Annotated in this window: 25 protein-coding genes; 24 read left to right on the top strand and 1 reads right to left on the bottom strand. The window is 68.3% G+C overall.

What is annotated here, in order from left to right; genetic code table 11:
• The first annotated feature begins 96 nt into the window (after positions 1-96).
• From gspE to pncB, 14 genes are all read left to right on the top strand, one after another.
• Positions 97-1,818: a type II secretion system ATPase GspE gene (gene gspE, locus VN11_RS02890; protein WP_053448752.1), complete on the top strand. Its 1,722-nt coding sequence runs from the start codon at positions 97-99 to the stop codon at positions 1,816-1,818.
• Positions 1,819-1,842: 24 nt separating this feature from the next.
• On the top strand, positions 1,843-3,063 hold the full coding sequence (xpsF, locus tag VN11_RS02895) for a type II secretion system protein XpsF (RefSeq protein ID WP_053448753.1): 1,221 nt from the start codon (positions 1,843-1,845) through the stop codon (positions 3,061-3,063).
• 49 nt (positions 3,064-3,112) lie between these two features.
• Positions 3,113-3,556: a type II secretion system major pseudopilin GspG gene (gspG, locus tag VN11_RS02900; RefSeq protein ID WP_053448754.1), complete on the top strand. Its 444-nt coding sequence runs from the start codon at positions 3,113-3,115 to the stop codon at positions 3,554-3,556.
• Positions 3,557-3,562: 6 nt separating this feature from the next.
• Entirely contained in the window at positions 3,563-4,057 is a 495-nt protein-coding gene (gene xpsH / locus VN11_RS02905) for a type II secretion system protein XpsH (protein ID WP_053448755.1), read from the top strand.
• On the top strand, positions 4,054-4,473 hold the full coding sequence (gene xpsI / locus VN11_RS02910) for a type II secretion system protein XpsI (RefSeq protein WP_053448756.1): 420 nt from the start codon (positions 4,054-4,056) through the stop codon (positions 4,471-4,473). The genes xpsH and xpsI overlap by 4 nt, the downstream gene beginning before the upstream one ends.
• Complete coding sequence (locus VN11_RS02915; RefSeq protein ID WP_049456875.1) at positions 4,470-5,102, top strand: type II secretion system protein J; 633 nt, start codon at positions 4,470-4,472, stop codon at positions 5,100-5,102. Before xpsI ends, VN11_RS02915 begins: the two co-directional genes overlap by 4 nt.
• Positions 5,099-5,962: a general secretion pathway protein GspK gene (locus VN11_RS02920; protein WP_053448757.1), complete on the top strand. Its 864-nt coding sequence runs from the start codon at positions 5,099-5,101 to the stop codon at positions 5,960-5,962. Before VN11_RS02915 ends, VN11_RS02920 begins: the two co-directional genes overlap by 4 nt.
• Positions 5,959-7,104 carry a PilN domain-containing protein gene (locus tag VN11_RS02925; RefSeq protein WP_053448758.1) on the top strand — a complete coding sequence of 382 codons (1,146 nt, stop codon included), beginning with the start codon at positions 5,959-5,961 and terminating at the stop codon, positions 7,102-7,104. The genes VN11_RS02920 and VN11_RS02925 overlap by 4 nt, the downstream gene beginning before the upstream one ends.
• Positions 7,085-7,798, top strand: coding sequence for a type II secretion system protein GspM (gene gspM / locus VN11_RS02930; protein ID WP_238581880.1), 714 nt, complete (start codon positions 7,085-7,087; stop codon positions 7,796-7,798). The genes VN11_RS02925 and gspM overlap by 20 nt, the downstream gene beginning before the upstream one ends.
• Positions 7,788-8,573 carry a hypothetical protein gene (locus VN11_RS02935; RefSeq protein ID WP_053448760.1) on the top strand — a complete coding sequence of 262 codons (786 nt, stop codon included), beginning with the start codon at positions 7,788-7,790 and terminating at the stop codon, positions 8,571-8,573. Before gspM ends, VN11_RS02935 begins: the two co-directional genes overlap by 11 nt.
• 9 nt (positions 8,574-8,582) lie before the next feature.
• The gene (gene gspD / locus VN11_RS02940; RefSeq protein ID WP_053448761.1) at positions 8,583-10,787 is read left to right on the top strand and encodes a type II secretion system secretin GspD; all 2,205 of its coding nucleotides are present in this window, start codon (positions 8,583-8,585) and stop codon (positions 10,785-10,787) included.
• Positions 10,788-11,374: 587 nt separating this feature from the next.
• A complete protein-coding gene (locus VN11_RS02945; RefSeq protein ID WP_049456281.1) occupies positions 11,375-12,226 on the top strand; it encodes a glycosyltransferase family 2 protein in 852 nt (283 codons plus the stop codon).
• Positions 12,223-13,062 (top strand): glycosyltransferase family 2 protein, encoded by an 840-nt coding sequence (locus VN11_RS02950; RefSeq protein ID WP_053448762.1) that lies wholly within the window; start codon positions 12,223-12,225, stop codon positions 13,060-13,062. Before VN11_RS02945 ends, VN11_RS02950 begins: the two co-directional genes overlap by 4 nt.
• Before the next feature lie 53 nt (positions 13,063-13,115).
• A complete protein-coding gene (gene pncB, locus VN11_RS02955) occupies positions 13,116-14,297 on the top strand; it encodes a nicotinate phosphoribosyltransferase (protein WP_008264910.1) in 1,182 nt (393 codons plus the stop codon).
• Positions 14,298-14,319: 22 nt separating this feature from the next.
• Here the strand turns inward: pncB and VN11_RS02960 are convergent, their stop codons facing one another.
• Complete coding sequence (locus tag VN11_RS02960; RefSeq protein ID WP_053448763.1) at positions 14,320-14,685, bottom strand: hypothetical protein; 366 nt, start codon at positions 14,683-14,685, stop codon at positions 14,320-14,322.
• Between the two features lie 459 nt (positions 14,686-15,144).
• Between VN11_RS02960 and VN11_RS02965 the strand changes: the two genes are divergently transcribed.
• The 10 genes from VN11_RS02965 to VN11_RS22675 all read left to right on the top strand — a co-directional run bounded on the left by VN11_RS02965 (position 15,145) and on the right by VN11_RS22675 (position 24,955).
• Entirely contained in the window at positions 15,145-15,684 is a 540-nt protein-coding gene (locus VN11_RS02965; protein ID WP_004154162.1) for a fimbrial protein, read from the top strand.
• Positions 15,685-15,769: 85 nt separating this feature from the next.
• A complete protein-coding gene (locus VN11_RS02970) occupies positions 15,770-16,501 on the top strand; it encodes a fimbrial biogenesis chaperone (RefSeq protein ID WP_008266722.1) in 732 nt (243 codons plus the stop codon).
• 92 nt (positions 16,502-16,593) lie between these two features.
• Positions 16,594-19,158 carry a fimbria/pilus outer membrane usher protein gene (locus VN11_RS02975; RefSeq protein WP_053448764.1) on the top strand — a complete coding sequence of 855 codons (2,565 nt, stop codon included), beginning with the start codon at positions 16,594-16,596 and terminating at the stop codon, positions 19,156-19,158.
• Positions 19,149-20,186 (top strand): fimbrial protein, encoded by a 1,038-nt coding sequence (locus VN11_RS02980; protein WP_053448765.1) that lies wholly within the window; start codon positions 19,149-19,151, stop codon positions 20,184-20,186. The genes VN11_RS02975 and VN11_RS02980 overlap by 10 nt, the downstream gene beginning before the upstream one ends.
• A 214-nt stretch (positions 20,187-20,400) precedes the next feature.
• A complete protein-coding gene (locus tag VN11_RS02985; RefSeq protein ID WP_148564924.1) occupies positions 20,401-21,939 on the top strand; it encodes a BcsE family c-di-GMP-binding protein in 1,539 nt (512 codons plus the stop codon).
• On the top strand, positions 21,936-22,115 hold the full coding sequence (bcsF, locus tag VN11_RS02990; protein ID WP_040008940.1) for a cellulose biosynthesis protein BcsF: 180 nt from the start codon (positions 21,936-21,938) through the stop codon (positions 22,113-22,115). The genes VN11_RS02985 and bcsF overlap by 4 nt, the downstream gene beginning before the upstream one ends.
• Positions 22,112-23,743: a cellulose biosynthesis protein BcsG gene (bcsG, locus tag VN11_RS02995; RefSeq protein ID WP_053448767.1), complete on the top strand. Its 1,632-nt coding sequence runs from the start codon at positions 22,112-22,114 to the stop codon at positions 23,741-23,743. The genes bcsF and bcsG overlap by 4 nt, the downstream gene beginning before the upstream one ends.
• Positions 23,743-23,922 carry a cellulose biosynthesis protein BcsR gene (gene bcsR, locus VN11_RS03000; RefSeq protein ID WP_040008936.1) on the top strand — a complete coding sequence of 60 codons (180 nt, stop codon included), beginning with the start codon at positions 23,743-23,745 and terminating at the stop codon, positions 23,920-23,922. Before bcsG ends, bcsR begins: the two co-directional genes overlap by 1 nt.
• The gene (bcsQ, locus tag VN11_RS03005) at positions 23,919-24,674 is read left to right on the top strand and encodes a cellulose biosynthesis protein BcsQ (RefSeq protein ID WP_049456289.1); all 756 of its coding nucleotides are present in this window, start codon (positions 23,919-23,921) and stop codon (positions 24,672-24,674) included. Before bcsR ends, bcsQ begins: the two co-directional genes overlap by 4 nt.
• Positions 24,674-24,955, top strand: coding sequence for a hypothetical protein (locus tag VN11_RS22675; protein ID WP_238581848.1), 282 nt, complete (start codon positions 24,674-24,676; stop codon positions 24,953-24,955). The genes bcsQ and VN11_RS22675 overlap by 1 nt, the downstream gene beginning before the upstream one ends.
• Positions 24,956-25,002: the final 47 nt, after the last annotated feature.

The raw sequence follows: 25,002 nt of genomic DNA on the forward strand, positions 1-25,002 counted from the left end.
TGTGTGACGGGCTTCGTCTTTTTACGAAAGGTGGCCGAGGGGCGGCGGAAATCACGGCTTAACTGCTAAAGTCGGAGCGATTGACAGGAGAGTCACGTGAACGCGCTCGCCGCAACCGTTACCGACGACGCCGAAGGCCGCATCCTGGATGCGCTGCTGGCGCGTGGCCGACTCAAGGAAGGAGACCTGGCGCGCGCGCGGCCGCTGCATGCCGAAGCCGGCGGCAGCCTGCTCGGCCTGCTGGTGCGGTTGGGGCTGGTTTCCGAGCGCGACCAGGCGCAGGCCAGCGCCGAGGTGCTGGGCCTGCCGCTGCTGGAGGGCAAGCAGGTACCCGAAGCCCCGCCGCAGGCGCTGGCCGACGGCCTGCCGCTGTCGCTGCGTTTCCTGAAGCAGTTCCACGTATGCCCGCTGGAATTGAATGAACAGGGCGTCCGGCTGTGGCTGGCCGACGCCCACGACGCCTACCCGCAGCAGGCCGTGCAGCTGGCGCTGGGGGTTCCGGTGACGCCGGTGCTGGGCATGCGCGCGGAGATCGACGATCTGGTCGAACGCTGGTTCGGCCAGGGCCGCAGTGCGATGGGCGCGATCGTGGAAACCGCCGACGGCGAGGGCGGCGCGGTCGACGACATCGAGCACCTGCGCGATCTTGCCTCGGAAGCGCCGGTGATCCGCCTGGTCAACCTGGTGATCCAGCGTGCGGTGGAACTGCGTGCTTCGGACATCCACGTCGAACCCTTCGAAAGCCGGCTCAAGGTGCGTTACCGCGTCGATGGCGTACTGGTGGAGGGCGAAAGCCCGCCGGCCAACCTGACCGCAGCGGTGATCAGCCGCATCAAGATCATGGCCCGGCTCAACATCGCCGAACGCCGCCTGCCGCAGGACGGCCGCATCATGTTGCGCGTGCAGGGCAAGGAACTGGACCTGCGCGTAAGCACCGTACCGACCGCGCATGGCGAGAGCGTGGTGATGCGCCTGCTCGACCGTGAAACGGTGGTATTCGATTTCCATCGGCTCGGCTTTACCGATGCCTTCCTGCCGCAGTTCCGCAAGGTGCTGGAACAACCGCACGGCATCCTGCTGGTCACCGGCCCGACCGGTTCAGGCAAGACCACCACGCTGTACACCGCGCTCAGCCAGCTCAACACCGCCGACGTCAAGATCATCACCGTCGAAGATCCGGTGGAGTACCAGATCGAGGGCATCAACCAGATCCAGGCCAAGCCGCAGATCGGCCTGGATTTCGCCAACGCCCTGCGCAGCATCGTGCGCCAGGACCCGGACATCATCATGATCGGCGAAATGCGCGATCTGGAAACCGCGCGCATCGCCATCCAGTCGGCGCTGACCGGCCACCTGGTGCTGTCCACCCTGCACACCAACAATGCGGCCGGCGGCATCACCCGCCTGCTCGACATGGGCGTGGAAGACTACCTGCTCACCTCCACCATCAACGGCATTCTCGCCCAGCGCCTGGTGCGCCGGCTGGAGCCGACCCACGCCGAGCGCTACGCAGCCTCGCCGGAAGAGATCGAACGCTTCGAGCTGCGCCGCCTGCAGCCCGAAGGCCCGATCCACCTGTTCCGCCCCAGGCCCTCGGCGCTGGCGCCGACCGGTTACCTCGGCCGCACCACCATCATGGAATTCCTGGTGATGAACGATGCGCTGCGGCGTGCGGTGATGCGCCGTGACGGCATGGGCGAGATCGAGCGCATCGCGCGCGAAGCCGGCATGCGCACCATGTACGAAGATGGCCTGTCCAAGGCGCTGAGCGGGCAGACCACCATCGAGGAAGTGCTGCGCGTGACCGAGGAAAGCTGATGCGCGCAGGACGCCGGGGCTGACATGCCGACCTATCGCTACAGGGCACTCAATCCGCACGGCGAGATCTTCGACGGGCAGATGGAAGCGGCCAGCGAGGCCGAACTGGTCGCGCGCCTGCAGGACCAGGGCCACCTGCCGATGGAAACGCAGTTGGCCGATGGTGGCGCGATCGGTGGCAGCAGCTGGCGCAACCTGCTGCGCCAGCGCCCGCTGCAGGGCGCCGCGCTGCTGCAGTTCACCCAGCAGCTGGCGACCCTGCTCGGTGCCGGCCAGCCGCTGGACCGCGCGCTGTCGATCCTGCTGGGGTTGCCCGAGGATGAACGTTCGCGTCGCGCCATCACCGACATCCGCGACGTGGTGCGCGGCGGTGCGCCGCTGTCCACCGCGCTGGAACGCCAGCACGGCCTGTTTTCGCGCCTGTACGTGAACATGGTGCGTGCCGGCGAAGCCGGCGGCAGCCTGCATGAAACCCTGCAACGCCTGGCCGATTACCTGGAACGCAGCCGCGCGCTGCAGGGCAAGGTGATCAATGCGCTGGTCTATCCGGCGATCCTGCTGGTGGTGGTGGGCGGCGCGCTGCTGTTCCTGCTCGGTTACGTGGTGCCGCAGTTCGCGCAGATGTACGAAAGCCTGGACGTGGCGCTGCCGTGGTTCACCAACGCGGTGCTGCAACTGGGCTTGTTCGTGCGCGACTGGTGGGTGCTGCTGCTGGTGGTGCCGGCCGTGCTCGCGCTGTTCTTCGAACGCAAGGCACGGCAACCGGCCTTCCGCTTGGCCTTGGATGGCTGGCTGCTGAAGCGGCGCGGCATCGGCCGCCTGCTGGGTGAACTGGAAACCGCACGGCTTGCGCGCACGCTGGGCACGCTGCTGCGCAATGGCGTGCCGCTGCTGGGTGCGCTGGGCATCGCCCGCAACGTGCTGGGCAACCGTGCGCTGGCCGCCGATGTCGAAGCGGCGGCCGATGAAGTGAAGAATGGTGCCGGCCTGTCGCTGGCGCTGTCACGCGGCAAGCGCTTCCCGCGCCTGGCCCTGCAGATGATCCAGGTCGGCGAGGAATCCGGTGCGCTCGATAGCATGCTGCTGAAGGCCGCCGATACGTTTGAACAGGACAGCGCCCGGCGCATCGACCGGCTGCTGGCGGCGATGGTGCCGGCGATCACCCTGGTGCTGGCCTCGGTGGTCGGTGCGGTGATCGTGGCGGTGCTGGTGCCGCTGTATGACCTGACCAATGCCATCGGTTGACGATGGATCCCTACGCAACCCCGACACTCCGCAACCGAAAGGACCGACCATGATTGCTTCCCGTCGACCGATCCGCCTTTCCTTCACTGCCGCGCGCAACCAGTCGGGCATGAGCCTGCTGGAAATCATCATCGTCATCGTGCTGATCGGCGCGGTGCTGACCCTGGTCGCCAGCCGCGTGCTCGGCGGCGCCGATCGCGGCAAGGCCAACATCGCCAAGGCCCAGGTGCAGACCGTCGCGTCCAAGATCGACAATTACCAGATCGACACCGGCAAGCTGCCGGGATCGCTCAACGACCTGGTGACCGCACCGGCCGGCATCGGCGGCTGGCTGGGGCCGTATGCCAAGCCGGCCGACCTGAACGACCCGTGGGGCCATGCGCTGGAATACCGCGCGCCGGGCGAAGGCCAGCCCTACGAACTGGTCAGCCTGGGCAAGGACGGCAAGGCCGGCGGCAGCAGCGTCGACGCCGACATCCGCTACCAGCCCTGATCCTGCATGACGTATTTCCTGCCGCGCCGGCTGCCACGCCCGCGCCTGCACGGCAGGCGCGCGGCGGGACTGTCGCTGCTGGAAATGCTGCTGGTGATCGCGCTGATCGCGGCCATCGGGCTGATCACCGCCGCCGGGCTGTCGCGGGGTTTTTCAGGCATGCAGCTGCGCAGCGCCGGCAAGGACATCGCCAACCAGCTGCGCATGGTGCGCGCGCAGGCGATCGCCCGCGGCGAGCCGCAGCGCTTCGTCATCGAACCGGCGCGACGTCGCTGGGAAGGCGCCAACCAGCGTGTGGGTGAAGTGCCGCCACAGCTGCAGGTGCAGTTCGAAGGCGCCGCGCAGCTGGCCACGGCGCCGGGGCAGGGCGTGATCGAGTTCCATCCGGATGGTGGTTCCAGCGGCGGCCGCATCCGCCTGCAGCGCGACGCCGCCGAATGGCGCATCGATGTCGGCTGGTTGACCGGCGAAGTCCGTTCCGGCCCCTGGCGCGAACAATGAAGCGCAGCGCACGTGGCTTCACCTTGCTGGAAGTGATCATCGCCTTCGCCCTGCTCGGGTTGGCGCTGACCCTGCTGCTGGGAAGTCTCTCCGGTGGTGCGAAGCAGGTACGCGAGGCCAAGGTGCGTACGCGTGCGGTGCTGCATGCGCAGTCGCTGCTGGCCGAAGCCGGCGTGGCCTCGCCGTTGCAGGTCGGCAGCCAGCAGGGTGACTGGGAGCAGGGGCGCTACCACTGGGAACTGCAGGTGCAGCCGTGGGTGGAGCCGCGAGCCGGCAACCAGGCGCAAACGCAGGCACCGGGAATGCCGTGGCTGGCCGAACTGCAGCTGCAGGTGCGCTGGGGCGACAGCGAACGCGAGCAGCTTCGTTGGCGCAGCCTGCGCCTGTTGCCGCCGGACCTGGAGAACGCGCGATGAAGCGCGGCGCCGCAGGCTTCACCCTGGTGGAAGTGATGCTGGCGACGGTGCTGCTGGCCGGGGGCCTGGCGCTGGCGTTCGCCAGCGTGCGCTCGGCGATGGCGGTCAGCCAGCGCGGCGAGCAGATCGCCGCCGAGAGCGAGCGCATGCGTGCGGTGGAAGCGCTGTTGCGGCGGCAGCTGTCCGCGGCGCTGCGTACGCCGCTGGAAGCGCCGGACCCTACCCGCGAGCCGATCTTCTTCCAGGGCGAAGAGCAGCGCATGCTGTTCGCGGCCGATCTGCCGGGCTACCTCGGCCGCGGCGGTGCCTACCTGCACGCGCTGCAGGTGGAAGGCCGCAGCGGCCAGCAGCGCCTGCTGCTGGACCTGGTGCTGCTGCAGGAAGGCGAGCACATCGCCGAAAACCCGCCGCGTCCGCCGGAGGTGCTGGTGGACAACCTGAAGTCGGTGCAGCTGCGCTACCGCGGCATCGATGCCAGCACCGGCCAGGTGACCGACTGGATGCCACGCTGGGACGACACGCGGCGCCTGCCGATGCTGGTGGAGATCCAGATCGTGCCGGCCAAGGGCACGCCCTGGCCGGCGCTGGTGGTGGCGCCGCGCGCCGGTGGCAGCGGAGGTGCGCGATGAACCGGGTGCGGGGCGCGGCGCTGGTGCTGGTGCTGTGGCTGATCGCGCTGATGACGGCGCTGGTGGGTGCGTTCGCACTGAGCGCGCGCGTCGAGCATCTGCAGCAGCAGGTGCTCGATGGCGACGCGCGGGGCCAGGAACGCGCGCGCGCGGGCATGGAATATGCGCTGATGCGCCTGTCCGCCGACCCGCAGCGGGCACCCTGGCGCGCCGACGGCCGCACGTACCGCTGGCAGTTCGATGACGCCAACATCGAGATCACGGTGCTCGACGAGAACGGCAAGATCAATCTGAACCTGGCCGACGTGGCACTGCTGGAGGCGTTCCTGAAGGCGCTGGGCGAGGAAGACGGCAGTGCCCGGCAGCTGGCCGGGGCCATCGTCGACTGGCGTGACGAAGACAGCCTGCTGCAGCCCGGCGGCGGCGCCGAGGCGCCCGACTACGCCGCGGCGGGGCTGCCTTACGGCCCGCGCAACAGACGTTTCGAGACCCTGGGCGAGCTGCAGCGGGTGCTGGGCATGCGCGGTCCGCTGTACCGGGCCATGCTTCCGCACCTGACCCTGTACAGCCGCCAGTCGCGGCCGGATCCGCAGTTTGCCAGCGCGCCGGTGCTGACCGCATTGGGCCTGGATGCGGACACCCTGCTGGCCCAGCGCGCCCAGCAGGAGCGTGACGCCGATTCCGCTGCGGGTGCGTCAACGCTTGCCAGCAGCAGTGGCACCTATAGTATCGAGTCCCGTGTCACCGACGGCAGTGGACGCCGCTCAGTGCTGCAGGCAGTGGTACGCAACGGCTCGGGCGGGGTTCCCGGGCGGACCTACACAGTGCTTCGCTGGGAGCAGGGAATGACAGCAAGATGACGGCGTGGCAGGACAGTCTGCGACAGGTGCAGGGCCGGATCGGTCCTGGCGCCGGCCGTTTCCTGCGCTGGTGGCGGCAGTCGTTGCTGGCATGGGTACCGGTTCGTTGGCAGTGGGCGCTGGGTTGGGCGCAGGCACGCCTGCTGCTGCAGCGTGAGGGCGACCAGCTGCAGGTCTGGCGCGAGGCCGGTGAGCGCCGAGAGTCCGTGGCGCGGCTGCCGTGGCCACTGTCGCCGGCCGAGCTGGACCGGGTCCTGGAAGCACGCCTGCGCAGCCTGCCGCGCGTGTGGCTGCTGCCTGCCAGCGATGTGCTGCGTCGCCATCTGCGGTTGCCGGCCGCCGCCGCCGACCGCCTGCGTGCGGTGGTCGGCTTCGAGATCGACCGCCAGACGCCGTTCGAATCCAGCCAGGTCAGCTATGACGTGCGCGAGCTCGGAGCGGCAGGCGAGGGCCAGCTGCAGGTCGAACTGGTGGCCTGGCCGCTGCGCCAGCTGGACGCCTGGCGCGGCAGCGTGGGCCCCTGGGCCGATGCGTTGGCCGGTGTAGATGCCATCGACGCGCAGGGCAACACGCTGCAGGTGAACCTGCTGCCGCCCGCGCAGCGCCAGCTGCAGGCCGATCCGATGCGGCGCTGGAACCTGCTGCTGGGTGTGGCTGCCGTGGTGATGCTGGTGCTTGCCGGCCTGCAACTGCTGGACAACCGACGCGCAGCGGCCGACGAACTGCGTGCCCAGGTGGAACGCAGCGCGCGCAGTGCGCGCAGCGTAGCCAGTGAGCGCGCGCAGCTGCAGGCGCTGATCGACGGTGCCGCGTTCCTGGAAAAGCAGCGCAGCCAGCGTGCTGGCACGGTCGACATCTGGACCGAGTTGACCCGGCGCCTGCCGGAGGGCACCTATCTGGAAAAGCTCGCCATCGAGAACAACAACCTGCAGCTGATCGGGCTCAGCCGCGAAGCCTCGCAGCTGGTGCAGCTGCTGCAGGACGCACCGCAGTGGCGCAAGGTCAATCTGACCGGTGTATTGCAGGCCGACGGCGCTGCCAGTGGCCGTGATCGTTTCACCATGACCGCGGAACTGCAGCCGTTGCCGGCGGCTGCCCCGACCCGGGAGGCGGCCGATGCCGATGCCAAGCGCACGCCGTGACCGCTGGCTGGCACTGGCACTGCTGCTGGCAGTGCTGGGCCTGGCCTACCTGTTGCTGGTGCACCCGTGGTTCACCCAGCCCCTGCGCGAGATCGATGCTGATGTCGCGGCGCTGCGCGAGCGCGAAGCGCGCGTGCAGGCGCAGCTGCAGCAGCAGCCGCAGATCGAACAGCGCCTGCGCGCCACCCGCGAAGCGTTGCAGCAGCGCCCCGGTTTCCTGCATGAAGCCACCGCCGAAGCCGCCGCTGCCGCGCTGGGCGCGAAGCTGCAGGATGCGGTGGCGATGGCCAGCCCGGGCAACCGCAGCTGCACCATCAGCAACCGTACGCCGCTGACCGACAACCGGCGCGATGCCGAGTTCGTGCGCGTCGCCATGCAGGTGCGCCTGCGCTGTGGCGTCGCCGAACTGGCCACGGTGCTGCACAGCCTGGAGACCGGCAGCCCGCGCCTGTTCGTCGACAACCTCAACCTGATCGCGCAGCGCTTCCAGCAGTCACCGAATGAATCCGGCCTGGGGTTGGATGTGTCATTCGAACTGGCGGGCTATCTGTTGCCGGGTGCGGCGACCGATGCGGCCACGCCGACCCCGGCGACCCCGGCGACCGAACCGGCCGCGCAGCCGCAGCCGTCCCCGGCGGCCGCGGCGCCCGCCCCGGCGGCGGCCGAGGGGCAGGAGGTGGCCGATGAAACTTGAGCAGATCAGCCTGCGCACCGGCTTCCTGCTGGCGTTGGCGGGTTGGGCGGCGGCGGTCTGGCTGGCCACCGGCTTCGGCCTCGGCAGCCAGTTGCCGGGCGCCGACGGCGATGCGGATGCAGCGCCGTCGTTGCCGGCGCTGCCAGCCCTGGCCGCCGAGCGCATGGCCAGCGCAGACAGCTACAGCGCGATCGGCGAACGCCCGCTGTTCGCCGAAGACCGCAGGCCGCGGCCCTACCTGCTCGGTGGCAGCGAACCAGCCGCCAGCGCGGCCCTGCGCCTGACCGGCGTGCTGATGACCGGCAATTTCAGCATGGCCACCTTCACCACCGAACAGAACCGCTCGGTGCGGCTGCGCCTCAACGGCGATGCGGTGGATGGCTGGCAGCTGGTGGCGCTGGAACCGCGCCGGGCCACGGTGATCGGCCCCGGTGGCAGCCAGGTACTGGAGCTGGCCGTGTTCAATGGCCAGGGCGGTGAACCACCCACCGTACTGCGTGGCGCCAACGGTGCGCCGCCGGCCGGTGCGATCGTGGTACCGCCGCCGGCCGGTGCCCCGCCCGCGCCGCCGCCTGCTGCGGCAAGTGCGCAGCCACAGCCGCAACCGGCCGGCAGCGTGCCGCCAGCGGCCGCTACACCGCCTGCCAACAACAACGGCCCCAGCGAAGCGCAGATGCAGGCCATCCGCGAACGCATCCAGGCCCGTCGCCGCCAGCTGCAGCAACAACAGCAGCAACAACCGTCGCCGCCCCCAGGCGATGGCACCAACCGATAGAGTGAATGCATGAGCCTGCGTTTTCTTCCCTGGTCCTTTGCCCTCGCGCTGCTGGTCGGCTGCAGCACCGTGTCCGCGCCGCATGTGCAGCGCAAGGGCAACCTGACATCCACCACCGAGGCCGGACAGGCCGCGGAGGTCGCCGCCGATGCCGCCCGTGATGCCCAGGGGGCCCCGCAGGCGGTGATCCGTCGCGGCACCGGCACCATGATCAACCGCGAAGCGGCACGCGCACCGGCACCGGCACTGCACGGGGCCAGTACCGGCGAGGCGACCTTCAACTTCGAAGGCGAGTCGGTGCATGCGGTGGTCAAGGCCATCCTGGGTGACATGCTGGGCCAGAACTACGTGATCGCACCGGGGGTGCAGGGCACGGTCACGCTGGCCACGCCCAAGCCGGTGTCGCCGGCACAGGCATTGAACCTGCTGGAAATGGTGCTGGGCTGGAACAACGCGCGCATGGTGTACAGCGGCGGCCGCTACAACATCGTCGCCGCCGACCAGGCCCTGGCCGGAACCGTTGCGCCCAGCACCGCGCCGGCGGCCAGCGCGCGCGGCTTTGAAGTGCGGGTGATCCCGCTGCAGTTCATCTCCGCCAGCGAGATGAAGAAGGTGCTGGAGCCGTATGCGCGGCCCAACGCCATCGTCAACGTCGACAGCGGCCGCAACGTGATCACGCTCGGCGGTACCCGTGCCGAGCTGGAAAACTACATGCGCACCGTCGAGATCTTCGACGTCGACTGGCTGTCGGGCATGTCGGTGGGCGTGTTCCCGATCCAGTCGGGCAAGGCCGAGCAGGTCGCCGCCGACCTGGAAAAGGTGTTCGGCGAGGAGAGCAAGACCCCCAGCGCGGGCATGTTCCGCTTCCTGCCGCTGGAGAATGCCAATGCCGTGCTGGTGATCACCCCGCAGGTGCGCTACCTGGATCAGATCCAGCAGTGGCTGGACCGCATCGACACCGCCGGTGGCAGCGCCCGCCTGTTCTCCTACGAACTGCGCTACATCAAGGCGCGCGACCTGGCCGAACGTCTCGGTGAAGCCTTCGCCAGCAGCGGCAACCGCGGCGGCTCCAGCCCGGCATCGTTGGCACCCGGCGCGATTCCGTCGCAGCTGGGCAGCGACGGCGACCGTGGCATGGACAGCAGCAACGGCAGCAGCAACTTCGGCTCGACCTCCGGCAGCAGCACCGGGGGCAGCAACAACGGCAGCATGAACCTGCCGCAGCGCCAGTCCGGCAATGTTAGCGTCAGCCTGGAAGTGGAAGGCGACCGCGTGGGCGTGTCGGCGGTGGAGGAAACCAACACCCTGCTGGTGCGCTCGACCCCGCAGGCCTGGCGCTCGATCCGCGAAGTGATCGAGAAGCTGGACGTGATGCCGCTGCAGGTGCACATCGAAGCGCAGGTGGCCGAGGTCGCGCTGACCGGCGACCTGAAGTACGGCGTCAACTGGTTCTTCGACAATGCGGTGCTCGGGCAGAAGCTGACCGGCGCATTGGGCGGCGTGACCCTGCCGGCCGCCGCAGGCGGTTCCTGGAGCAGTTTCGCGGGCGCGGTGACCGGCGCCGATGGTCTCGGCTGGGCATTCACCGGCCACAACGGCGCGGCGGTGGTGAGCGCGCTGGACAAGGTCACCGATGTGCGCCTGCTGCAGACGCCTTCGGTGTTCGTGCGCAACAACGCCGAGGCCACGCTCAATGTCGGCGACAAGGTGCCGATCAACACCACCACGGTGAACACCGGCGTGGGCACCAGCAGCTATAGCTCGGTGCAGTACATCGATACCGGCGTGATCCTCAAGGTGCGCCCGCGGGTGACCCGTGATGGCACGGTGTTCCTGGACATCGTGCAGGAAGTCAGCAGTGCCTCGGATGTGCCGGAGACCTGCAATCCGACCGAGCGCAACTGCAACCCGCGCATCTCGACCAAGAAGCTGTCCACCGAAGCGGCGGTGCAGAGCGGCGACACCATCATGCTGGCCGGCCTGATCACCGATTCGGCCACCGATGGCAGCAGCGGCATCCCGGGCCTGAGCAAGATCCCGGTGGTCGGTGCGTTGTTCGGGCAGAAGACCCGCACCAGCCGTCGTTCGGAAGTGATCGTGCTGCTGACCCCGACCATCGTCCGCAACGCCCAGGAATCGCGCAACCTGACCGACGAGTACAGCCAGCGCTTCCGGGCGATGGAGCCGCTGAACCAGCCGCGCGCGAAGAAGTAAGGGGTTTACGGCCGGGCGGCGCCCGGCACCCGCAGAGGCCAAGGCAACAGCAACAGCAACAGCAACAGCAACAGCGGGGCTACTGAGGGATGGCGGGGCGGTGTCGGATTGCGGGGACGCCGTAAACCCATCCCTGGGGGCTTGGCCGCGGCATCCATGCCGCGGACACCCCGCAATCCGACACCGCCCCACCTCTGACAGATTCCTGCGGCCGTGGGTAGGTGTCGACCTTGGTCGACACGTAGATCCACGCGATGCGTGGATGACTCTCCATCGAAATCGAATATTTTGATATCTGTGAGATCTGAGCCGAGCATGGCTCGGCTCTACAGAAAGCAAGGCCCGACAGCTCGCAGGAAACTGTCGAAGGCGGGGTGGGTCCGGTTGCGGGGGCGTGAGCCGCATGGATGCGGCGACCGAGCCTACAGGGATGTATTTACGGCGTCCCCCGCAGCCGGACCCACCCCGCCATCCCCAGGAACCCGCTCTGGCTCTTGCTTCGGCTCTGGCCTCTGCAGGTGCCGGGTGCAACCCGGCCGATACCCTGCCAGTGCTAGGCTGTGGGCACCGACAACCACGGAGGCGGGATGGGGGCGATCGTGTTGTTGCCGCTGTGCGTGGACGACGCTGCGCTCGACCGCTGCCTGGCGGCGCTGGATGCCGGCACCGCACCGGGTACCGCGGTCTGGCTGGCCGACGATGCGCAGACCGGTCCGCGTGCACAGGCCGTGGTGGAGCACTGGTTGGCACATACGCCGCTGCAGGCCGAATACACCCGGCGTGCACGGCCACTGGGCGAAGTCGCCCACCTTGATGAAATGCTGCGGGCCTGCGATGGCCTGGACGTGGCGGTGCTGGCGCCGGACAGCGTGCCGGCGCCGGGTTGGCTGCAGCAGCTGCAGGACGCCTTCGCCCGCGATGCCGCCATCGCCACCGCGACGCCGTGGTGCAATGCCGGGGAAACGGCGGCCTGGCCTCGGCTGGGCGAGATCAATCCCGAACCCCAGGACCCGGCCGTGCTGGCGCACACTTGTGCCACACTGCCGACGCTGCATCCGGAACTGCCTTCGGCGGTCACCCATGCGGTACTGGTGCGCGGCAATGCGCGCCGTCGCGCCGGTGGCCTGGACGTGGACAGCTACGCCGGCTGGAACGCCGCACTGGTCGATCTCAGCCTGCGCATGGCCGGGCTGGGATGGCGCAACGTGCTGTGCGAGACCGCCTTCGTCAGCCGGGCAGGGGAGGCGATCAGCCGCGACGGTGACCTTGAAGCGCTGGCCGCGCGCTGGCCGGGCTGGGTGCCACGGCTGGCCGACTTCCTGATGCATGATCCGCTGCATGGACTGCGTGCCGATCTGCAACAGCGCATGCAGCAGGCGATAATGCCGCGCGAACAGGGCGACCTGTTCGTCCCGCCCGCGCCGGAGCCACCCGCTTGAATGTTGCCATTGCCGCCATCGTCGTCACCTACCAGAGTGGCAGCACCATCGATGCCTGCCTCTCGCGCCTGCGCCAGGCGCAGGATGTGGCCGAGATCCGGGTGATCGACAATGGTTCGCTGGATGGCACGCTGGACATCGTGCAGCGGCATGCCAGCCATGATGCCCGCGTGCGTTTCGTCGGCAATCCGGACAATCCCGGTTTTGCTGCCGCCAACAACCAGGGCGTGGCCGACTCGGCCAGCCCGTGGCTGGCCTTCATCAACCCGGACCTGATGGTCGAAGCGGATACCCTGGCCGAGCTGCGCCGCCGTGCCGAGGCGCTGGGCGATTGCCTGCTCGGCGTCGAGCAGCTGGACGAGCATGGCCAGGCCGACGAGGCGGTGCGCCGTCGCGATCCCGATTTCCTGTTGATGCTGCGATCGCCCGGCCGGGGGTCGAAACTGGCGGTGCCGCGCGATCCGCACCAGGCCCTGCAGCGGGTACCGGCGCTGTCCGGTGCGTTGCTGATGATGCCGCGCGTCCTGTTCGACCGCATCGGCGGTTGGGATGCGGGCTACCGCCTGCATGCCGAAGACCTGGACCTGTGCCGCCGCGCGCGCGAGGCCGGCGCGGTGGTGGCGATCGCCAACGATCTGCAGGTCACCCACGTGCGCGGCGTCTCCAGCCGCTCGCGGCCGTTCTTCGTCGAATGGCACAAGCACAAGGGGCTGTGGCGCTACTTCCAGAAATTCGAGGCAAAGCAGCGCCCGCTGCCGGTGCGCGCTGCGGTATGGGCGGCGATCTGGGCGCATGCGCTGATGCTGGTACCACGCCTGCTGCGCAGGTCGCTGTAGCGGAGGGCGGCGGCGGCCCCCCGGTTCACCCCGGCGGGCGCATAATCCGCCCCATGCCTATCATCCAGTCCCTGCTCGACACCGACCTGTACAAGTTCACCATGATGCAGGCGGTGCTCCATCAGCATCCCGGCGCCCAGGTGCAGTACCGGTTCAAGTGCCGCACCCCCGGCATCGACCTGGCCCGTTACATCGACCAGATCGACGAAGAAATCGACCACCTGTGCACCCTGCGCTTCAGTGACGCAGAGCTGGACTACATGCGGGGCCTGCGTTTCGTAAAGCCGGACTTCGCCGATTTCCTCGGCCTGTTCCATCTCGACCGCAAGTACATCCAGCTGCGCGCGTCGAAGGCGGTGCCTGGCGAGATCGAGCTGGACATCACCGGGCCGTGGCTGCACACCATCCTGTTCGAAGTGCCGCTGCTGGCGATCATCAACGAAGTCTGGTTCCGCAACACCACCACGGCCGACTTCGCCGAGGGCGAGCGCCGGCTGCAGGCCAAGGCCGCGCTGCTGCGCGATACCCCCGGCTTCGAACAATGCCGCATTGCCGACTACGGCAGCCGCCGCCGTTACTCGCGTGACTGGCACGCGCGCCTGCTGCCGTTGCTGCGCGATGCCCTTGGCCCGCAGCTGGTCGGCACCAGCAACGTGCACTTCGCGCGGCTGTATGGCATGACCCCGCACGGCACCATGGCCCATGAGTACCTGCAGGCGTTCCAGGCGCTGGGCCCGCGCCTGCGCGACTCACAGGTGGCGGCGCTGGAATCGTGGGCGCGCGAGTACCGCGGCGACCTCGGCATCGCGCTGTCCGACGTGGTCGGCCTGGACGCGTTCCTGCGCGACTTCGACATGTACTTCTGCAAGCTGTTCGACGGCGTCCGCCATGATTCGGGCGATCCGTTCGACTGGGGCGACCGCATGCTGGCGCATTTCCAGCAGCGCCGCGTCGATCCGCGCAGCAAGGTGCTGGTGTTCAGCGATGGGCTCGACATTCCCAAGGTGATGCGCCTATACGACTACTTCCGCGGTCGCTGCCAGGTCGCATTCGGCGTCGGCACCCACCTGACCAATGATCTGGGCCCGACGCCGCTCAACATCGTCATCAAGATGGTCCGCTGCAATGGCCAGCCGGTGGCCAAGCTCAGCGATTCGCCGGGCAAGAGCATGTGCGACGACCCGGGTTACCTGGCTTACCTGCGCCAGGTCTTCGAGTTGCCGCAGCCGGAATGACCGGCCCGGTGGGGGCGGGTGCTTACAGGTAGTCGACGACCACCAGATAGGCGCCCTGCAGCGGCTGCTGCTGCGAAGCCTGGACGCGGTAGCGTTCGGAGAAGGCGATATCGCCGGCGCGCATCGCGCTGGCCGACACCGACAGCTTCTTGCCCTGGCGCTTGCCGTCGCGCAGCGTCGCAGCCTGGCCATCGGCCAGCGCCGTCACTTCCACCGTCGAACCCTTGGCCGACGGCGGGCAGGCCGCCAGGCTCAGTTCGCCCTGGGACAGGTTCGTCGTGCAGCCCGGCTCGGCGATGCGGCCGCTGAAACGGATGCTGCCGCTGCTGGCCTGGGCCAGCGCACTGACGGACATCAGGGCCACGCACAGCAGAATGGAGTTCCTCATGACACGTTCTCTGGTTCGGTGTGTCCTAGTTAGCGACAGCTTCGATCAGCCTTTAATAGGACGAGTTCGAATCTGCTAGGGCCATCACCAAGAAAGAGTGATGCGCATCAAAGAAGCTGATTTCCGCCTGAAAAAGGCCGGATTCCCTGCATGCCGGATGCGTCACTCGATACGTCATCGAACGTCGTTTGCGGCCTGCCTGGGCCCGCGTCAAATCCCCCACGCGCCCCTGGGTTCCATTTCGCTTAGCACGTCACATTTGTGCCGTCAATAAATTGGCGTTCATAAAAATAATGAGACTTTCATCACACTTGTGCCTATACTTGCGTCACGGATTCAGGGGAAGGTATGTCCGAGTCCGGCCACAGGTGAGACGCAAGGATGGGTCTTGTTAGCCCGGCAGTGCTCCTTGCTTCCTCCTCTACTTCTCATCTCTTCAGTAGGGTTAGGTAAAAGCGAATGCACAAGAACACTCTCATCGCCGCTCTGATGCTGGCCGCCGCTCCGCTGGCCGCCAACGCCGCCGACGGCACCATCACCTTCAATGGCAAGGTCACCGACAAGACCTGCACCATCTCGACCCCGGGCGGCAAGGACTTCGCCGTCAACCTGCCGACCGTGTCCAAGAACACCCTGGCCACCGCCGGTGCCGTTGCGGGCCGTACCCCGTTCGCCATCAACCTGACCAAGTGCAGCGCCGGCAACGTCGCCACCTACTTCGAGCCGGGTTCGACCGTCGACTTCAACAGCGGCCGCCTGGTCAACCAGGCCTCGGCCAACGCTGCCACCAACGTGCAGCTGCAGCTGCTGGGTTCCAACAACCAGTTCCTGCCGATCAAGGCTGCCGGCGCTGGCCTGGCCCAGACCAACTCGCAGTGGGTCACCGTCGGCACCGACGGCTCGGCCGACCTGAACTACTACGCTGAGTACTACGCCACTGCCGCCGCCACCCCGGGCGACGTCACCAGCAGCGTCAAGTACACGATCATCTACAACTGATCGTCGCCGTACCCGCATTGGCCGGCGTACGCGCCGGCCAGTGCTCCGCGGCCTTTGGCCACACCTCTCGAGCGTAGTACTTCCGATGAAAGCATTCTTTCCCCGGGCGCTGCTGCTGGCAGCGTTCACGCTGCCCTTCTGCCAGGACGCACTGGCCGGCGTGGTGGTCAATGGCACGCGGGTGATCTACCCGGCGCAGGCGCGCGAAGTCACCGTGCAGGTCGACAACGTGGGCGACTCGCCGGCCCTGGTGCAGGCCTGGATCGACAGTGGCGATGCCAACCAGACCGCCGATACCAGCGATGCCCCGTTCGTGCTGACGCCGCCGATCGCGCGCGTCGAGCCGGGCCGCAGCCAGGCGCTGCGCGTGATCTTCTCCGGTGCGCAACTGCCGGCCGACCGTGAGTCGGTGTTCTGGCTGAACGTGCTGGATGTGCCGCCGTCGCCGGACAACGCCGACAACACGGGCGAACAGAATTACCTGCAGGTCGCGTTCCGTTCGCGCCTGAAGCTCTTTTACCGGCCGCAGGGCCTGAAGGGCGTTGCCAACGACGCACCGGCAGCGCTGCGCTGGACCCGCACGGGCGACCGCCTGCGCGTGGAAAACCCCAGTCCGTTCCACGTCACGCTGGCCGAAGTGCATGCCGTGACCGGCAGCAGCGAAAAGGCCGTCGAGGACAAGGGCGCAATGGTCGCGCCGAAGCAGAGCCTGGAGTTCGCCGCGCCGGCGGGCACCGACCAGGTGCGCTTCATCACCATCAACGATTACGGCGGTCGGGTGGAACACACGATCCGCCTCGGCAGCACCGGGGGCTGAACGCGCCGCGCCGGCCCAGGGCCAGCGCATCCCGCCACCGCCGCCGCGCGGCGAATTGAAGGAATGTCAGTGTGATCGGAAACAGATTGACATTGTCGATCCACCAGGCGATCTGCCTGTTGGCTGCTGGCGTGGCCTGCCCAGGATGGGCATTGGCAGCGCCGGCCAATCTGGGCGAGCAGGCGCTGATGGCGCAGAGCGGCGCAGCCAATGCGCGTGCCCCGGAATCGGCCCAGTTCAATTCCAGCTTCCTGTCCGGCCAGGCCAAGCAGGTTGACCTGGCGGCCTTCAGCAATGGCAACCCGATGGTGGCCGGCACCTACCGCGTCGACGTCTACGTCAACGGCGGCTGGCAGGGCCGTCGCGACCTGCAGTTCAAGGCCGATGCGCAGGGCCATGTCGATGCGTGCCTGCCGCTGCCGATGCTGGAAGAAATGGGCGTGGACAGCGAGGCCGTGCTGCTGCAGCAGGACCCGACGCTGCCGACCGACAAGACCAGCTGCGTGCCGGTGCAGAAGCGCATGGCCAATGCCTACGGCATCTATGACAGTGGCAACCTGCGCTACGACCTCAGCATTCCGCAGGTGTTCCTGCGCCGCGAAGCGCGCGGCTACGTCAACCCGGCGTTGTGGGACCGTGGCATCAACGCCGGCTTCGTCGGCTACAGCTTCAATGCCATCGACAGCGACAGCCGCGTCGAAGGTGGCCAGCGCAACCGCAGCGCCTACCTCGGCCTCAATGCCGGCCTGAACCTGGGCGGCTGGCAGTTCCGCCACGACTCGAACCTGACCTGGTCCGAGGGCGATGGCCGCCACTGGCAGAGCATTGCCACCTACGCACAGCGCGGCATCCCGCAGGTGCGCGGCATGCTCACCATCGGTGAGGCCTACACCACCGGCGAACTGTTCGATTCGATCGGCTACCGCGGCGCCAGCCTGGCCAGCGACGACCGCATGCTGCCCGACTCGCTGCGCGGCTACGCGCCGGTCGTGCGCGGCATCGCCGAAACCAACGCGCGCGTTGAAGTGCGCCAGAACCAGCAGCTGATCTATTCCTCCACCGTGTCGCCGGGCAGCTTCGTCATCGACGACCTGTACCCGACCGGCTACGGCGGCGACCTGGAAGTGAGCGTGATCGAGGCCGATGGCCGCCGCCGCGAATTCAAGGTGCCATTCGGCTCGGTGCCGCAGATGCTGCGCGAAGGCGTGTCGCGCTACGCGCTGACCGCCGGCCAGGTCCGCAACAAGCTGCTGGCCGATGAGCCGTGGCTGGTGCAGGGTACCTACCAGCGCGGCATCGGCAACCAGCTGACCCTCTACGGCGGCAGTGCGCTGAGCGATGGCTACCTGTCGCTGCTGTACGGCGTCGGCCTGTCCACGCCGGTCGGTGCGTTCGCCGCCGACGTCACCCATGCGCGCACCTCGTTCGATCACTACGGCAACCACACTGGCGCCAGCGTGCGCTTGAGCTACAGCAACATGATCGGCGAGACCGGGACCAACCTGACCCTGGCCGCGTACCGCTATTCGACCGAAGGCTTCTACAGCCTGCAGGACGCGCTGTATGGCCGGGACTCGGACAAGCGCGGCATCGATCCGACCACCCGTGGCCGCCAGCGCAGCCAGTTCCAGCTGACCCTGAACCAGCCGCTGGGCCGTCGCGGCGGCGCGCTGTACGTGACCGGCTCGGTGCGTGACTTCTACGACCGCGCCGGCACCTCCAAGCAGTACCAGGTGGGCTACAACAACGCCTGGCGTTCGGTGAACTTCGGTTTCTCCGCACTGCGCACCGAAGAAGGCGTGCTCGGTCGTTCCGACACCCAGTACCTGCTGTCGATGAGCGTGCCGCTGGGCCGTGGCACCCACCCGGTGTCGTTCAGTGCCGACCTCGGCATGCGCGACCGCGGCGGCTACGACAACAGCCGCGTCGGCATCACCGGTTCTGCCGGTGTCGACAACAACTTCAGCTACGGCGCGGCCCTGTCCGATTCGCGCGAGGGTGGCACCACCGCCGTCGGCAATGTCGAGTACCGCAGCCGCTACTCGGCACTGAACGCGACCTACAGCCATTCGCGTGACTTCCGCCAGGCCTCGGTCGGTGCCAACGGCAGCGTGGTCGTGCATCCGGGCGGCTTCACCTTCACCCCGCAGCGCGGCGACACCATGGTGCTGGTCGAAGCACCGGGCGCGCGCGATGCCATCGTCAGCAACGCCCCGGGCCTGCGCGTGGACGGCCGCGGTTACGCGGTGGTGCCGTACGTGTCGCCGTACCGCCTCAACACCGTCACCCTCGACCCGCAGGGCATGGCCCACGACGTCGAGCTGGAAAGCACCAGCCAGTCGGTCGCGCCGTTCGCCGGTGCCATCAGCTACCTGCGTTTCGACACCCGCAAGGGCAACGCGCTGCTGATCCAGGTCCGCAACCCCGATGGCCGCAGCATGCCGTTCGGCGCGCAGGTCAAGGATGAGCAGGGCCAGCCGGTGGGCATGGTCAGCCAGGGTGGCCGCCTGTACGTGCGCAGCGAACAGAACCAGGGCCGCCTGCTGGTGGAGTGGGGCGCCGGTGCCGATCAGCGCTGCACCATTGATTACCAGGTTCCGGCGGGCGCCGACGCGTCCAAGACCGGCTTCATTCCGCTGGAGGCAGCATGCCGATGATTCCTTTCCGTGGCCGCAGGCTGCTGGCCACGCTGGCCGTGCTCGGTGGCGCGCTGCTGGCGCAGCAGGCCAGCGCCGCCTGCCGCATCCAGATCAACGGTTTCGTCGCCCAGGATGTGCAGATGGACATGGGCCAGATCGTGATCCTGCCCAGCACGCCGGTCGGTGGTGTGATCAAGGAACTCAGCGTGCCGATCAACCAGCAGAACAACGTCGCCCGTTGTGACTACTGGTATGGCGGCAGCTCGACCGGTGAGTACGTCAATGCGCCGCAGAAGCGGCCGGTGGCCGGCTTCGCCAACGTCTACGAGACCGGCGTTGCCGGTGTGGGCATCCGCCTGTTCCGCGACTCCGGCGCGATCCAGACCTACTACCCGCATTCCATCAACTTCGGCGCCAATTCCACCATCTCGCTGATCGGCGGCCAGTTCCGCATCCAGCTGATCAAGACCGCCGCGCAGACCGGTTCGGGCGTGATCGCGCCGAATGGCCGCTTCACCACCTACTACTTCGATGGCGACGGCCCCAGCCGCCCGGTGCTGACTTCGACCTTCCGCGGTTCGGGCACCACCGTGGTCAGCCCGACCTGCGAAGCGCAGGCCGGCAGCCGCAACATCGCCGTTGATTTCGGCAGCGTGCCCAACACCAGCTTCACCGGCGTCGGCTCGCGCGCGGTCGATCGTGACTTCGAGATCCGCCTGAACTGCCAGGGCAGCAACGTTGCGTCTTACCAGAGCAAGATCGGCATCCGCCTCGACGCCGACCAGGACAGTTCGAACATGCCCGGCGTGCTGAAGCTGAGCGCGGCCACCAACAGCGCGACCCGCATCGGCATCCAGATGGTGCAGCGCGATGGCAGCACCGAACGCGAAGTCCGCTTCGGCCAGGCCATCAATGTCGGCACCACCGCGCCGGGTACCAGTGTCATGAGCCTGCCGCTGCGGGCCCGCTATGTGCAGACCCAGGCCGGGACCGTCGGTGCCGGTGTCGCCAACGGGCAGGCAACGTTCACGATCCAGTACGAGTAACACCGCTTTTCCCATCGCTGAGTACTGCCCTGCACGTCGCCTGTTCCGCAGGCGGCGTTGACTGCGTCTTGATGCCGCAAACGTGAAGATCGGAGCTATCATGACCGTACAGAAACATGAATGTGATGTGCGTCATGGAAATGACCTTCCCTTCACCGCAGCGTCTCCGCCATCGGGCCTTCCACCCGGTTGAGGGGCGTTGAAAGGACCCGGCGTGACAGCAGCCCACCTTGCCATTGCCGGATTGCCTTCGGAGTTCGTTGAGATGCGCGGGGGCGGCCTGTACTGGGTCGTCGCGGCCGGCAGTGCGCCGACCGACCTGCTCGGCGCCGGCGTGCTGTCCACCGCCGCCGCACTGCAGGACGCCGTTCTGGTGACGCTGGGCCGTGGCGCCGAGCCGATGCTGTCGCTGCTGGCGGACGAGCAGGGGCCGCTGCGCCTGCGCCTGTTCCAGCGTTCCCACCACGGCATGCAGCAGGCGTTGCGCGGCTTGCCGCAGGACCTGCCGCGGGTGGCGTCCGCCGCCACCGGGCTCAGCCTGGTGCAGTTTCCGGTTGCCGCGCTGGATGGCTGGGATGACACGCGCCTGGCGCGCTGGTGCGAACGGCTGCAGCGCTGGGCGGGGCAGGCCGGCCAGATCGTGCTGCTGCTCTGCCATGGCGAAGTCGCCACCCTGGCACCGCGCCTGCTGCCCTTGAACCGGGCCTGCGCCGGCGTGGCCCAGCTGCACCCGCATCGCGGCGCCCTGCAGCTGCTGCTGCACTACTGGTCGAACAGCCATGGCGTGGTGGCGCAACGTTCCTTTGGCGTGCTGCAGGAGGGCACCGGCCTGCGCCACGTGGCCGAGGCCGATAGCGGTGACGAGGCTGCCAGCCTTGCCAGCGGAAGTGATCGCGACGTCTTCCTCGCCCAGGCCGACGTGCTGGAGGGCGCGCCGCCGCTGTCCGCCGCATGGCGCCTCTACGAGGGCTGGGCCGGCCTGCTGCCGGCCGCGTTGCAGGCGCGCGAGGCCACGGTGGTGCTGGCCATCAACGAGAACGCCCAGGTGGACGCGTTGGCCCGGCTGCTGCACCGCCTGCGCCGCGAGCGCGGCACCGCCCTGAAGCTGGTCGTGCGCGAGCTTCAGCCCTGCCTGCGTTACGCCGACGAACGCCTGCTGATGCAGTGCGGGTGCAGCCTGGTGGTGCCGGCCGACACGCCGCTGCCCCGCCTGCTGACGCTGCTGGAAACCGTGCAGCGGCAGCGCTGGCAGGGCCAGCTGGCCGATGACCCGGAGCCGCTGATCCGCGCCCATCGGCCGCCGTCGTTGAGCGGCCTGGTCAATGCCGCACGTTTCCGCCAGATTGCCGCAGAACGCATCGACCAGGACGGCAGCGCGGTGGAAAGTGCGGTGCTGGCCCTGCAGCCGGTGGCCGGCCTGCGCGCCGAACAGACCCTGCAACAGCTGCGCATCCGCCGCCAGGGTGATCTTGCCTGTGTCTATCGCGGGCAGGTCCGCCTGTTCCTGTTCGGCTGTCGCCGCGATGCGGTCGAGCAGGCGCTGCGCAACCTGTTCCGCCTGCCTTGGCGCGAACTGTTTGACGGCTATCAGCGCCTTGCCGAGTACGACATCGCCGCCATGAACCCGAGCGGCAGTGATCCGGACGCCGAGCTGCTGCCCGAGGCGCCGGTTGCCTTGCCCGCAGTGGCTCCGGTGCGGGAAGCGCCTGCCGTCGTTGCCCCGAAGCCGCTGCGGCTGGGAGATACCGCATGACCACCGACCAGCAACTCTGGACCCTGATCGTCGCCTGCGCGGTCGTGATGATTCCCTTCGGGGCCATGCTGGGCACCCTGTGGCGCGGGCTGCGCCGCCGTGCCACGCGCTGGTTGCCGCCCCGCCATCTGCGCCGCGCCGGCGTACGCCAACGTGCGCCGCGGAGCGCTGCATGAGTCCGCAGAACGTTCCCGCATCTCCGTTCGCATGGGCCGACCTGCGTGGCTGGAACCTGTATTTCCTGTCCAAGGTGGTGCTGGCCTGGATGGGCGCGCTGGACCTGAAGATCCTGCCCAACCTGTTGTTCCTGGGCGCGCTGCTGGTGCCGCTGCGTTGGCGCTGGGCACGCATCGCACGCACCGTCGTGGCCGTGCCGGTGGGCGTGGCGCTCTATTACCAGGACACCTGGTGGCCACCGTTCCAGCGCCTGCTGGTGCAACCGGGCGTGCTGGATTTCTCGGCCGACTACTGGCTCGAACTGGCCCAGCGCTTCATCAACTGGCAGATGGTGGCGGTGCTCGCGCTGCTGCTGGTGGCCTACTTCCTGCTCAAGCCGTGGCTGCGCATCACCACCCTGAGCGTGCTGGGCATGCTTGGCCTGGCCGTCATGGCGATACCGATGCCGGCGGGCTGGAACTGGGGGCAGGGCACCGCCACGGCCGCCAGCACAGGAACGGCTGGGGCGACGACAGGGGGACTGCCGCCCGCCAACAACGACACGCTCAATGCGTGGCTGAGCAGTTTCTACCAGCAGCAGGCCAGCCTGAAAACCAGCTTCCCGGCACCGGCCAGCGGTGCTCCGTTCGACGTCATCATCCTCAACATCTGCTCGCTGGCGTGGAGCGACCTGGATGAAGTCGGGCTGCGCCAGAACAACCTGCTCGACCACATGGACGTGGTGTTCGACGATTTCAATTCGGCCACCGCCTACAGCGGCCCGGCGGCGATCCGGCTGCTGCGCGCCAGCTGTGGCCAGACCTCGCATACCAAGCTGTTCGACCCGGTGCCTGCCGAGTGCCAGCTGTTCTCGAACCTGCAGCGGCTGGGCTTCCAGAGCGAGCTGGCGATGAACCACGATGGCCACTTCGACGACTTCATCGGCGAGCTGCACCAGTACGGTGGGCTGCAGGCACAGCCGATGGATATCAGCGCCTTCCCGAAGGCGCTGGTGGCGTTCGACAAGTCGCCACTGCGCCGCGATGGCGACGTGCTGATGGCCTGGTGGAAACAACGGCTGGCCGAAGCCCCGCAGCAGGTGGCGCTGTTCTACAACACGATCTCGCTGCATGACGGCAATCGCATCGTCGGTGCCGATGGCCGTTCCAACGCCGCCGACTACAAGGCGCGCGCGGAAATGGTGCTGGGTGACATGGCCGGTTTTGTCGATGCGGTGGAAAAGAGCGGCCGGCGCGCGATGATCGTGGTGGTCCCCGAACATGGCGCCGCGCTGCACGGTGACCGCATGCAGATTCCGGGCATGCGCGAGATTCCCAGCCCGTCGATCACCCACGTGCCGGTGGGCGTCAAGCTGGTCGGGATGGGCGCACCGGCGGCCGGTGGCCCGCGCCACATCCCCGAGCCGAGCAGCTACCTGGCCGTGTCCGAGCTGGTCTCGCGCGTCTACGCACTCAACGCGCAGTCGCCGCCGAGCGAGCGCAACTGGGACAGCCTGCTCAAGGGCCTGCCGCAGACGCCCTCGGTGTCGGAGAACGAAGGCGCCAAGGTCATCGACTACGGCGGCAAACCCTGGCTGCAGTTGCAGGGCAGCCAGACCTGGAGCCCCTACCCGGAGGATGCGCGCTGATGCCTGCCGACATTCTTGCCGTGCCCGCCACCCTGTCCGTGGAAGAGGACGACATCGATCTGCTGCGCCGCAGCCTGGACATGCCGGAGCTGCCCTACGTGGATTTCTCGGCCCAGCATGAACGTGCCCAGGCGCTGGCGCGCTGGCCGCTGCTGGCGGAACTGGAGCGGCGCGGATGAGCAACGTGTTGTCCCTGCAGGGCGTCCATGGCGGCACCGGCGTGACCACGGTGCTGGCCGCGCTGGGGCAGGGGCTGCATGCCCAGGGCCACCGCGTGCTGCTGGTGGAATGCAGTCCCGACCAGATGCTCGGCCTGCATCTGGGCCTGCCCGCCGATGTCGAGGGTGGCTGGGCGCGTGCACAGCTGGACGGCAGCGACTGGCGCGATGCGGGCTATACCATCGTGCCCGGCTTGGCCGTGCTGCCCTATGGCCGGGTGGATGCCGAGGGCGCGATGCAGATCGAGCAGCAGCTGCGCCAGGCGCCCGCCACCTGGGCTGATCGCCTGCCGCTGCTGCAGGCCCAGTTCGACTGGATGCTGTTCGATCTGCCACAGCGCCTGCCGGCACATGCGGCAGCCATCAACCAGCACGCGCGCTGCACCCTGCCGTTGCGCCTGGCCTGCGTCGATCCGGTCAGTCATGTGGTCCTGCAACGGCAGCCGGACGACGAGCGCCGGGTGCTGGCCAACCGCTATGACCCGGCCGTTCCGGTGCAGCGCGATCTCATGCAGCTGTGGCTGCACACCCATGCCAGGCGGCTGGTGCCGCAGCCGTTGCATGAGGATGCGCGGGTGCCGGCCGCACTCGCCAGCAAGCAACCGCTGGGGCGTCATGCAGCGAACTCGCTGGCCGCGGCCGACGTCGACGGCCTGGTGCTGTGGTGCCTGGCTGAAGCGGCGCGGCGGCAGCACCGCGAAGGCGGCCCCTGATGGGCGCCCGGGTCTACTACCTGGGCTGGGGGCGCCTGCGCGAGCGGGTGCATGCCTCCTGGCCGACGCGGGCCCTGTTGTGGTTGCTGCAATGCACCGGGTGGGCCTTCCTGCGCCTGGAGGGACCGGCCTGGCAGTCGATCGCGCCGCGCCTGCGCAACGCCTTCCCGCAGATCCAGGGTGACCGTCGCTGGCGTCCGGGTGATCCGCTGCGCCTGCTGATCCAGGCCGCCTGGCTGTCACTGGTGCGGCTGGTGCCGAAGGCGTCGAAGCGGCGGTAGCGCCTGGCCGAAGCCAACCGCCAGCGGATTGCCGAGCTTCGCGGCGC

It is taken from the genome of Stenotrophomonas maltophilia (assembly GCF_001274595.1).
GTDB classification, from domain to species: domain Bacteria; phylum Pseudomonadota; class Gammaproteobacteria; order Xanthomonadales; family Xanthomonadaceae; genus Stenotrophomonas; species Stenotrophomonas forensis.

Bases quoted from the DNA above. Each gene is read 5' to 3' on its own strand.
- VN11_RS02970 (WP_008266722.1), top strand. From the start codon at position 15,770: ATGAAAGCATTCTTTCCCCGGGCGCTGCTGCTGGCAGCGTTCACGCTG.
- bcsQ (WP_049456289.1), top strand. From the start codon at position 23,919: ATGAGCAACGTGTTGTCCCTGCAGGGCGTCCATGGCGGCACCGGCGTG.
- gspM (WP_238581880.1), top strand. From the start codon at position 7,085: ATGCCAAGCGCACGCCGTGACCGCTGGCTGGCACTGGCACTGCTGCTG.
- bcsF (WP_040008940.1), top strand. From the start codon at position 21,936: ATGACCACCGACCAGCAACTCTGGACCCTGATCGTCGCCTGCGCGGTC.
- VN11_RS02920 (WP_053448757.1), top strand. From the start codon at position 5,099: ATGAACCGGGTGCGGGGCGCGGCGCTGGTGCTGGTGCTGTGGCTGATC.
- gspG (WP_053448754.1), top strand. From the start codon at position 3,113: ATGATTGCTTCCCGTCGACCGATCCGCCTTTCCTTCACTGCCGCGCGC.
- VN11_RS02925 (WP_053448758.1), top strand. From the start codon at position 5,959: ATGACGGCGTGGCAGGACAGTCTGCGACAGGTGCAGGGCCGGATCGGT.
- xpsI (WP_053448756.1), top strand. From the start codon at position 4,054: ATGAAGCGCAGCGCACGTGGCTTCACCTTGCTGGAAGTGATCATCGCC.
- VN11_RS22675 (WP_238581848.1), top strand. From the start codon at position 24,674: ATGGGCGCCCGGGTCTACTACCTGGGCTGGGGGCGCCTGCGCGAGCGG.
- gspD (WP_053448761.1), top strand. From the start codon at position 8,583: ATGAGCCTGCGTTTTCTTCCCTGGTCCTTTGCCCTCGCGCTGCTGGTC.
- VN11_RS02960 (WP_053448763.1), bottom strand. From the start codon at position 14,685: ATGAGGAACTCCATTCTGCTGTGCGTGGCCCTGATGTCCGTCAGTGCG.
- VN11_RS02935 (WP_053448760.1), top strand. From the start codon at position 7,788: ATGAAACTTGAGCAGATCAGCCTGCGCACCGGCTTCCTGCTGGCGTTG.
- pncB (WP_008264910.1), top strand. From the start codon at position 13,116: ATGCCTATCATCCAGTCCCTGCTCGACACCGACCTGTACAAGTTCACC.
- bcsG (WP_053448767.1), top strand. From the start codon at position 22,112: ATGAGTCCGCAGAACGTTCCCGCATCTCCGTTCGCATGGGCCGACCTG.
- VN11_RS02980 (WP_053448765.1), top strand. From the start codon at position 19,149: ATGCCGATGATTCCTTTCCGTGGCCGCAGGCTGCTGGCCACGCTGGCC.
- xpsF (WP_053448753.1), top strand. From the start codon at position 1,843: ATGCCGACCTATCGCTACAGGGCACTCAATCCGCACGGCGAGATCTTC.
- VN11_RS02965 (WP_004154162.1), top strand. From the start codon at position 15,145: ATGCACAAGAACACTCTCATCGCCGCTCTGATGCTGGCCGCCGCTCCG.
- xpsH (WP_053448755.1), top strand. From the start codon at position 3,563: ATGACGTATTTCCTGCCGCGCCGGCTGCCACGCCCGCGCCTGCACGGC.
- bcsR (WP_040008936.1), top strand. From the start codon at position 23,743: ATGCCTGCCGACATTCTTGCCGTGCCCGCCACCCTGTCCGTGGAAGAG.
- VN11_RS02915 (WP_049456875.1), top strand. From the start codon at position 4,470: ATGAAGCGCGGCGCCGCAGGCTTCACCCTGGTGGAAGTGATGCTGGCG.
- VN11_RS02945 (WP_049456281.1), top strand. From the start codon at position 11,375: ATGGGGGCGATCGTGTTGTTGCCGCTGTGCGTGGACGACGCTGCGCTC.